Genomic DNA, 9,812 nt, shown 5'->3' with positions numbered 1-9,812 from the left:
AAATCCCGCCCCTTGCGCACACTCGAAGCCGTCAGTGCACACTCGACGCCCAGCAGGGGTATACAGAAGGCGGCAAGCGGACAGCCAGCCACCAGAGCGCCCTGAGCTTGGTGATGTCGGTTGCGCCGCCGCGGGCCAGCAGCGTGATGCGTTGGTCGGGGTTGGCGATGCGGTTGGCGCGGCCCAGGTATAGCGGGCGGTAATGGTGGTCGTCGAAGACGGCCAGGTTGGGGGCGTGGGCGGCCCGGCGGATCACGTCGCGCTCGGCAGCAGGGTGTGCTCCGACGCGGCCGATGGCGGCGGTGAGTTCGGCCAGCGAGCCGGGTCCCCCGAACCGCGGCCGCGCACGACGCCGAGCAACACCGCAACCGTGGACAAACAGCGGACGCGCGCAATCGGCGAGATCGGCCAGGCTACTACGCGTGCAAAACGGGCGGATCCACAGACGGTGCCTCGCCGCGCGCCCAGGTATGCCGGATGTCCTCGAGTGGCGTGCTCTTGGTCTCGACGGCGAACCGGTGGACAAAGACGAAGCCGACCAAGGCCAACAGGCCGAAGATGGCGAACGTCGCAGCACCACCGAGCGAATGGAGCAGGGTGAGGAAGACGGCGGCGACGATCGCGTTGGCAACCAGATTGGACGTGTGCATGGCCGCCGATCCGATCGCCCGCAGCCGCGACGGCAGGCTTTCGCCGGCGTACACACAGGCCAGGGGCCCGAAGCCGGCGTTGAAGCCCAGCGTGAACAGCAGCACACCGAAAACCCCGACCAGCGCCGGCACTCCACCCGACGGCCGGCTGAGCGCGAAAGAGCCGATCAGTACGAGGTTGGCGACGATCATGACGGCGATCCCGAACAGCAGAACCGGCCGCCGGCCCACCCGGTCCACCAGCACCAGCGAGGCGAAGACGGCGATCAGGCCCACCGCCTGGATCAGTGCCGGCAACACCAGCAGCGCGAAGTCACCGTGCAGGCCCAGCGCCTCGAACAGGCGCGGGCAATACGAGACGATCGCGCTGATGCCGGTGATCTGGACCAGAAAACCGAGCGTGACGACGAAGACGCTGGCGCGTAGATGCGGTGCCCGCACCATCTCGGTGAGCGCGTTGACGCCGTGCCGCACCTCGTCGATGGCCTGGCGGATTTTGGCGAGTTCGGCCTCCACGTCGGCGTCGGGCTCGGCCCGCCGCAAGGCCCGTCGCGCGTCGGCGGTGCGGCCTTTCAATAGGTACCACCGGGCGCTGTCGTCTACCCGACGCAACAGCAGCAACGACATCACGGCGGGCACGGCAGCGAGTCCCAGCGTCCACCGCCAGCCGGTCGAACCGCCCAGCAGGTAGGCGGTGAGGTAGCCGCCGACCATGCCGACCAGGTTGGCGGCCTGGTAGCTGACCAGCAGCGCGCCGCGCACCCTGGCCGGTGCCGTCTCGGCCAGAAACACCGGTACCACCACGAACGACACCCCGATGGCCAGGCCCGCCAGCAGCCGTGCGGCAACGAGCGACGCCCACGACACCGATACCGCGTCGAGCACCGCAAACACCGCATAGGACGCAACCACCAGGGTCAGCGACGCTTTGCGTCCGATGGCATTGGCGAGCACACCGGCGACGAGGGCCCCGCCGATGTCGCCGGCCGCCAACGCCGCCGTCACCAGTTCCTGTTGGTGGGCGGTCAGGTTGAACTCGTCGGTGATGAACAGCAGTGCGCCACCGATGCTGGTGACGTCGTAGCCGGAGATCAGGCCGATGCTCACCGCCGTCATGCCGACCAGCAAACCGCGGTGCGTACGTCGTAGCTCACCGATCCGGTTCACCGCGACGCCAGCCGGGTGATGGTCGGAGCGATGCCGCGGTCGATGACTTCGTCGGCGAGGTCATCGGCGGGGCAGCGGCCTTGCTCGACGGCGTCGACGAGCCGCGCTATCGGGTCGTGCAGCGCGGTGGGGGCGTAGTGGGCGGCGATGGCCAGGCAGCGGTTGGCGGCCTGGTAAAGCCGACGGTCGGACAGCCCGGCCCGGGCCGCAGTGCCCCAGTAGCCGGCGACGGGTTGAACCGCTTCGGCGGCCAGGTCGGCGGCGGTCGGGTTGTCCAGCAGGACGACCAGGACGCCGACCAACGCGGGCCACAGGTGGTCGGGCACCGCGTCGAGGTAGCGGATCTCCAGCCGGCCGCGGGGGCGGACCGGCGGGAACAGCGTCGTCAGGTGGTAGTCCAGGTCGGCGGTGGTCGGATAGCGTCCGCCCAGCGGGATGCGCCGGTCGGCCCATTCGGCGAAGGGCACCCGGCGGGTGACCGGCACGGCGCCGCCGGCGGAAGCGCCCTGGACCAGCATCACCGGCGCCTTGAGCGCATAGCGGGCCCAGGCCGTGCCCGGGTCGTCGCCGCCGGTGGTCAGGAACGGTCCACACCGTGCGGAGTCCAGCTGACCCCAGATGCGCTGGCGGGTCGAGCACCAGCCGGAAAACCTTCCGCGCAGCAGCGGGGAGTTGGCGGCGACGGCGATCAGGGTCGGGCCCAGTGCGTGGGCCAGCCGCACCCGCGCCGTCCAGCCGGATCGCGGTCCGGCGTCGAGGTTGACCTGCACCGCGGCTGTCGACGTCATCATCGCCGCGCCGGGCGCGTCGGCGCCGCTGGCGGTGAAGAACCGTTCCATCGCGCGATAGCGGGCGCCCGGGTTGATCCGCCGGGCCGGGCGCAGCGGGTCGGTGCCCAGCAGCACCAATCCGAGCCCGGCCCGCCAAAACGCCGTGCGCAGCACCGCCTGGTCGCTGCGCATCGCCTCGATCGCCACCAGGACGTCCTCGGCGGGCGGGCCGGACAGTTCCACCGCGCCGCCGGGTTCGACGGTGACCGCGCTTCCGCCCGGCAATTCCGGCAGCGATGCCACGACCTGGGTGATGTCGTGCCAGTCCGGCCGGCGGCGCAGCTCGCGCAGGTCAAAGCAGTGTGCCTCGAGCTCCAGTCCGACCCGGCCCAGCGGGGCGTCGGTCAGACAGCTGTCGGCGATGTAGCGCGCGGCCTCGGCCGAGCTGGTCAGTTCGCTGTCGGCCCCGTTCACCCGGTCCAGCCCCGACGCTGCAGCAGACGCCATCCCCTGATCCCTCCTGACCCGGACCGGAACATCGCGGGTTACCGTGCATTCGTGGCAGCGTGCGCGACGGTTGGGTCCGCGACTAACCCGCTGCAGCAGGGCAGTCATGCGCATGGGTGTGCGGGGCGTGCGCGGCTGCCTCAATGCGAGTAAGCGCCGTCCGCACGCGTAACGCCGTCCATCGCCAGTCGCGCCGCGCCGTTGCGGGCTGCGCTGCCGGAGCGGTGCGACCTGCTGCTGCAGGTTGCCGGTTACGAGTAGGTAGCCGACTGGCCGGTAGGCTGCGATGTGATTTCGATAGGTAAGTCCGGAGGAAAAAGATGACTGATCGCGTGTCGGTGGGAAACCTGCGTGTCGCCCGCGTGCTGTACGACTTCGTCAACAACGAGGCTCTGCCCGGCACCGACATAGACGCCGACAGCTTCTGGGCCGGTGTGGACAAGGTCGTCACCGACCTGCAGCCGCAGAACGAGGAGCTGCTGGCGCGTCGCGATCAGTTGCAGGCGAAGATCGACAAGTACCACCGCCAGCACGTCATCGAGCCGCTGGACCCCGAGGCCTATCGCGAATTCCTCACCGAAATCGGATATCTGCTGCCCGAACCCGCCGACTTCGCCATCACCACCGCCGGAGTCGACGACGAGATCACCACGACGGCCGGGCCGCAGCTGGTGGTGCCCGTGCTCAACGCGCGGTTCGCGCTGAACGCCGCCAACGCCCGGTGGGGCTCGCTGTATGACGCGCTGTACGGCACCGACGTCATCCCAGAGAGCGACGGGGCCGAGAAGGGCACCAGCTACAACCGGGTCCGCGGCGACAAGGTCATCGCCTACGCGCGCACATTCCTCGACGAGGCGGTTCCGCTGGCGTCGGGATCGTGGGCCGACATCACCGGGCTCAGCGTCGAGGACACCCAGCTGAAGGTCGCCACCGCCGAGGGGTCCGTCGGGCTGGCGAGCCCGGAGAAGTTCGTCGGCTACACCGGTGACCTCGGCTCCCCCAGCTGGTCGGTGCTGCTGGTCAACCACGGCCTGCACCTCGAGATCCTGATCGACCCCGAGTCGCCGATCGGCAAGACCGACAAGGCCGGCATCAAAGACGTCGTCCTGGAGTCGGCGATTACCACGATCATGGACTTCGAGGATTCGGTCGCCGCGGTCGACGCCGACGACAAGGTGCTGGGCTACCGCAACTGGTTGGGCCTGAACAAGGGCGACCTGTCCGAAGAGGTCGACAAGGGTGGCAAGACCATCCACCGCGTCCTCAACCAGGACCGCACCTACCAGACGCCCGACGGCGGTGAGCTGACCCTGCCCGGGCGCAGCCTGCTGTTCGTCCGCAACGTCGGTCACCTGATGACCAACGACGCCATCGTCGATTCGGGCGGTAACGAGGTGTTCGAAGGTATTCAGGACGCGCTGTTCACCGGGCTGACCGCGATTCACGGCCTCAAGGCCGGCGACGGAAACGGGCCGCTGACCAACAGCCGCACCGGCTCGGTCTACATCGTCAAACCCAAGATGCACGGGCCCGAAGAAGTCGCGTTCACCTGCGAGCTGTTCAGCCGCGTCGAGGACGTCCTGGGCCTGCCGCAAGGGACGTTGAAGGTCGGCATCATGGACGAGGAACGTCGCACCACCGTCAACCTCAAGGCTTGCATCAAGGCCGCTGCCGACCGGGTCGTGTTCATCAACACCGGGTTCCTGGACCGCACCGGCGACGAGATCCACACCTCGATGGAGGCGGGTCCGATGATCCGCAAAGGCGCGATGAAGAGCACCACCTGGATCAAGGCCTACGAGGACAACAACGTCGACACCGGGCTCGCGGCCGGCTTCAAGGGCAAGGCGCAGATCGGCAAGGGCATGTGGGCCATGACCGAGTTGATGGCCGACATGATGGAGCAGAAGATCGCCCAGCCCAAGGCGGGCGCCACCACCGCGTGGGTGCCCTCACCGACTGCGGCCACGCTGCACGCGATGCACTACCACTATGTCGACGTCGCCTCGGTGCAGGACGAGCTCGAAGGAAAGAAACGCGCCACCATCGACGAGTTGCTGACGGTCCCACTGGCCAAGGAGCTGGCCTGGGCGCCGGAGGAGATCCGCGAGGAGGTCGACAACAACTGCCAGTCGATCCTGGGCTACGTGGTGCGGTGGATCGACGCGGGCGTCGGCTGCTCGAAGGTTCCCGACATTCACGATGTGGCTTTGATGGAAGACCGTGCCACGCTGCGGATTTCCAGCCAGTTGCTGGCCAATTGGCTGCGGCATGGCGTCATTACCGAGGAGGATGTGCGCGCTAGCCTGGAGCGGATGGCTCCGTTGGTGGACGAGCAGAACGCCGGCGCCTCCGGGTATCTGCCGATGGCTCCCGATTTCGATGACAGCATCGCGTTCCTAGCTGCCCAGGAACTGATTCTGCAGGGCGCTCAGCAGCCCAGCGGCTACACCGAGCCGATCCTGCATCGGCGTCGGCGCGAGTTCAAGGCTCGCGCTCGAGGGTGACGTCGGTTCGGGAAAGCTCGGCCACACCGATGACTAGCGGTTGCAGGCACCTCCGGCGTTCAGGAGAGGACCGGCATGGGTAGGCACAGAGCTCCCGACGACGAACCGATCGACGAGCCCTCGGACGACCATCCCGACGAGTTCGCGACGTCGGATCGGCCGGAGCAGGATCTGCCCGCCGCCGATATCGATCCATCGGACGACTTTCCGGACTTCCCGCGGCGCGACCTCGACCCACCGGCCCCGCCCCCGGGACCGCCGATTGGCGGCCATCGCGGTCTTCCCGGTTTCAGCGGTGGTCATCGCAACGAGGGCGGGCGGCGCGGCGTCAGTGTCGGCGTGATCGCCGCCCTGATCTCGGTTGTGGTCGTGGTGGGCGTGGTCATCCTGTGGCGTTTCTTCGGAGACGCGCTGTCCAACCGGTCGCACAGCGCACGATGCGTCGGCGAAAAGCTGCCGATCGCCGTGATCACCGACCCGTCGATCTCCGACCAGGTGCAGCATTTCGCCGACCGATTCAATGGCCAATCCGCACCGGTGGGCGACCACTGTGTCGCCATCGGGGTCAAATCCGCCGGCTCCGACGCGGTGGTCGACGGCTTCATCGGCAGTTGGCCCGGCGAACTGGGTCAGCGACCAGCGCTGTGGATCCCGGGCAGTTCGGTGTCCGCAGCCCGACTCACCGCCGCGGCGGGCAAGGAGACGGTCAGCGACAGCCGATCGCTGGTCACCTCGCCCGTGGTGCTCGCCGTGCGGCCGGAGCTTGACAAAGCACTGGCCGACCAGAAGTGGTCGACGCTGCCCGATCTGCAGACCAAACCCGACTCGATGGCAGGGCTGAAGCTGCCGTCGTGGGGGTCGCTACGCCTGGCGCTACCGCTGGGCGGTAACAGCGATGCCGCATATCTGGCCGGTGAGGCGGTGGCGGCGGAATCGGCCCCGCCCGGCGCCCCGCCCACCGACGGCAGCGCCGCGGTGCGCACACTGATCGCTGGACAACCCAAGCTTGCGAACACCTCGCTGGGCGAGGCGATGGATGCGCTACTCAAGACCGGTGACGCGGCGACCGCACCGGTACACGCGGTGGTCACGACCGAACAGCAGGTATTCGCGCGTGGGCAGTCACAACCCGACGCCGGTGGCACGTTGAGCGCGTGGCTGCCGCCGGGCCCGGCCGCGGTCGCCGACTACCCCACTGTGTTGCTCAGCGGATCCTGGCTGTCGCAGGAGCAGGTGACAGCGGCCAGCGAGTTCGCCCGCTTCATGCACAAACCCGACCAGCTGGCCGAGTTGGCGAAGGCCGGGTTCCGCGCCGAGGGCACCAAGACGCCGAAGAGCGACGTGACCACCTTCCCCTCTTTCCCGTCGACCCTGTCGGTCGGCGACGACGCGACACGCGCCGCGCTGGCCAATACCGTGTCGGGTCAGGTCAGCGCGCCCGCGGCGATCATCATGCTCGAGCAGTCGATGACCACCGAGGAAGGCGGCAAGACCCGGCTGGGCAACGTGGTCAGCGCGCTCGACGACCGGATCAAGGCGTTGGCGCCCAATGCTGTGATCGGGTTGTGGACATTCGACGGCAAGGAGGGCCGCTCCGAGGTGCCGGCCGGTCCGCTGGGCGATCAGGTCGACGGCAAGCCCCGATCCCAGGAGCTGACCGCGGTGCTCGATCGACAGCACGCATCGTCCGGCGGAGCGGTGTCCTTCACCACGCTGCGGTTGATCTATCAGAATGCGCAAGCCAATTTCCATGCCGGACTGGCGAATTCGGTGCTGGTGATCACGGCGGGCCCGCACACCGACAAGAGTCTCGGCGGCGAGGGCCTGCAGGAGTTCATCAAGCAGAGCGCCGACCCGGCCAAGCCGGTCGCGATCAACGTCATCGACTTCGGGTCCGACTCCGACCGGGGCACGTGGGAGGCCGTCGCGAAGCTGTCGGGTGGCAGGTACCAAAACCTGGCAACATCGGCGTCCCCGGACCTGGCCGCCGCGGTGGCCGGCTTCCTGAGCTGATAGAGCAGAGAACATCCAGTACACCGGATGATCTGTGCATGAGTTGTGCATGAATCGCCCTGAAGCTGTGGAAAAAATTTGATTTGGATAGGTGCCTACGGGTTCTATCTGTGATGACACTCAATTTCCACTGAGGCATTTAGCTTGCGCCTAACGCTTTCCCTAGTTAATGTCCAGGTCAGGGTTGTGACACGAGTCACATTCACGTCGCCGCTGAAGGAGTTGGGGGCCATGCAGCAGGTACTTCGTCCGTATGCCACCGCCGGGGTCGCCCTCGTCGGTGCCAGCATCATCGCTGTCACCCCGGTGGCCGCGCCGCTTCCCGAGATCCAGGCGCGGTCGGTGAAGCTGGTCGACGCGTGGTCTGAGCTCATCGCCAACACGACGGCCAACTATGACAGCATCGTCAGCGGCGCGGATTCGCAAGCGATCTCGGAAGTTTTCAGCCAGCTCACGACAAATCCGTCCGGCGTGATCGGCGCGCTGTCGGACCTCACTCCGACCGTCACCACGCATCTCACCTCGCTGCCCGGCACCATCTCGGTGCAGTTGCCGCCGGGGCTCGAGCTCGCGATTGCCGAGCTCGGGTCGACCGCCACCACGTTCGACGCGATCAGCAGCGTCCTGCCAGAGTTGACCAGCAACCCGTACGAGGCTCTGGGCACCATCCTCAACGGTTACCTCAACGGCCAGGACAACATCAGTCTGCTCAACGGCGCCATCAACATCGCCGGCTTCAACGGCATTCTCGCGCCCGAACAATCGGTGAGCATCGACCTCAACCTGCCGGACTTGCTGAACGCCCTGGGCTTGGGGAACCTGAGCCTGAGCGGCCTGAACCTGAGCAACATCGCAAATTTGGGCGACCTGTTCAGCGCCCTGAACCTGAGCAACGACGGCCTGGGCACACTGCTGGGCAACCCGACCCTGAGCGGGCTGCTCGGCGACCTCGGGCTCGGCAACCTCGGACTCGGTAGCTTGAGCCTGACCAACATCCTGAGCGACCTGGGCCTGGACGGCAACGTCAACCTGAGCGACCTGAGCCTGTCCACCGTGCTCGGCGCATTCGGCATCGACGGGAACGTCAACCTGGGTCTGGACAGTCTGCTGACCGATTTGGGCTTCGGCTCGCTGGTCAACGATTCACTGGGCTCGCTGCTGGCCACGTTGCCGTCCGGACTGCTCAACGGTGTCGTCACCGATCTCAACGGCGTGCTCGGCACACTCCTCGGCCCGCTTGCCGATAACTCCGTCGTGGCGACGCTCCTCGGAACCCTCGGGCTCAACGTCAACGATCTTCTGAGTGTGAGCAGTCTCGAGACCGCCTTGAACGGCATCACCGTCGGCGATCTACTCGGCGGTCAGACGCTCGACGCATCGATTGCCCAATTACTGGGTGACCTGGGCGTCACCGGCATCGGCAGCAACCTGACCATCGGCGGGATTCTCGGAGACCTGGGCTTCTCGTCGTCGACCACTGACCTCACCCTCAGCGGCCTGCTGAGTGACCTTGGGCTCGGCGACACCGGGGTCACCAGCCTGCTCAACACTGTGAATCTGGGAACGCTGTTGGGCGATCTCGGCCTGTCCAATCTGCCGTTGAACCTCAGCGACCTGACCGGCCTGACCGACCTGAGTCTGAGCGGCTTGCTGGGCGACCTCGGGCTGGGCAACATCGCCGAGGTCAGCGTGCAGCCAATCGGCGGGCTGGTCACCGAACTGGTCGACACCGTGCCGCAGCAGATCCTGACCGCACTGGGGATGTAGCTCAGGCGCGTCCGTCAGCTGTAGGCCGCCACCGGCGGGCATGAGCACACCAAGTTGCGATCACCGTAGGCGCCGTCGATGCGGCGCACCGGAGGCCACACCTTGGGCCGAAAGTCCTTGCCCAACGGGTACGCCGCTACCTCACGGGTGTACGGGTGCTCCCACTTGTCCACCAGCAGGCACTCGGCGGTGTGCGGCGCGCCGCGCAGCGGATTGTCCTCCACTGTCCACTCGCCCGCGCCGACCTTGTCGATCTCGCCGCGGATGGCGATCATCGCGTCGCAGAACGCGTCGACTTCGGCCAGGCTCTCGCTCTCGGTCGGTTCGACCATCAGCGTGCCCGAGACCGGGAAGCTCATGGTCGGGGCGTGAAATCCGTAATCCGCCAACCGTTTTGCCACATCGTCGACGGTGACGCCGGTCGACTTGGT

General features: G+C 67.2%; 6 protein-coding genes and 1 pseudogene. 3 read left to right on the top strand and 4 right to left on the bottom strand.

Annotation, left to right across the window (positions count from 1 at the left end; all coding sequences use genetic code 11):
- Positions 1-31: 31 nt before the first annotated feature.
- From AC2VOG_RS02085 to egtA, 3 genes are read right to left on the bottom strand one after another with little or no spacing between them, the layout of a single operon-like run.
- Positions 32-526: a DUF222 domain-containing protein gene (locus AC2VOG_RS02085; RefSeq protein ID WP_486938257.1), complete on the bottom strand. Its 495-nt coding sequence runs from the start codon at positions 524-526 to the stop codon at positions 32-34.
- Positions 417-1,766: a sugar porter family MFS transporter gene (locus AC2VOG_RS02080; RefSeq protein ID WP_486938256.1), complete on the bottom strand. Its 1,350-nt coding sequence runs from the start codon at positions 1,764-1,766 to the stop codon at positions 417-419. Before AC2VOG_RS02080 ends, AC2VOG_RS02085 begins: the two co-directional genes overlap by 110 nt.
- Positions 1,767-1,813: 47 nt before the next feature.
- Entirely contained in the window at positions 1,814-3,094 is a 1,281-nt protein-coding gene (gene egtA, locus AC2VOG_RS02075; RefSeq protein ID WP_486938255.1) for an ergothioneine biosynthesis glutamate--cysteine ligase EgtA, read from the bottom strand.
- A gap of 320 nt (positions 3,095-3,414) precedes the next feature.
- Here egtA and AC2VOG_RS02070 point away from each other — a divergent pair, with 320 nt between their 5' ends.
- The 3 genes from AC2VOG_RS02070 (at position 3,415) to AC2VOG_RS02060 (ending at position 9,381) form a co-directional block, all read left to right on the top strand.
- A complete protein-coding gene (locus AC2VOG_RS02070) occupies positions 3,415-5,601 on the top strand; it encodes a malate synthase G (protein WP_486938254.1) in 2,187 nt (728 codons plus the stop codon).
- Between the two features lie 75 nt (positions 5,602-5,676).
- Positions 5,677-7,614, top strand: a complete 1,938-nt coding sequence (locus AC2VOG_RS02065; RefSeq protein WP_486938253.1) for a substrate-binding domain-containing protein — start codon at positions 5,677-5,679, stop codon at positions 7,612-7,614.
- A 186-nt stretch (positions 7,615-7,800) separates the two neighbouring features.
- On the top strand, positions 7,801-9,381 hold the full coding sequence (locus tag AC2VOG_RS02060) for a hypothetical protein (protein ID WP_486938252.1): 1,581 nt from the start codon (positions 7,801-7,803) through the stop codon (positions 9,379-9,381).
- Between the two features lie 14 nt (positions 9,382-9,395).
- Here AC2VOG_RS02060 and AC2VOG_RS02055 read toward each other — a convergent pair.
- Positions 9,396-9,812, bottom strand: a pseudogene (locus AC2VOG_RS02055) (glycine dehydrogenase (aminomethyl-transferring)); the annotation flags it as partial.

It is taken from the genome of Mycobacterium sp. TH-M11, from assembly GCF_057473725.1.
The sequence above is the reverse complement of the archived record's forward strand: the minus strand, read 5'-3'. Positions and strand labels throughout refer to the sequence as shown.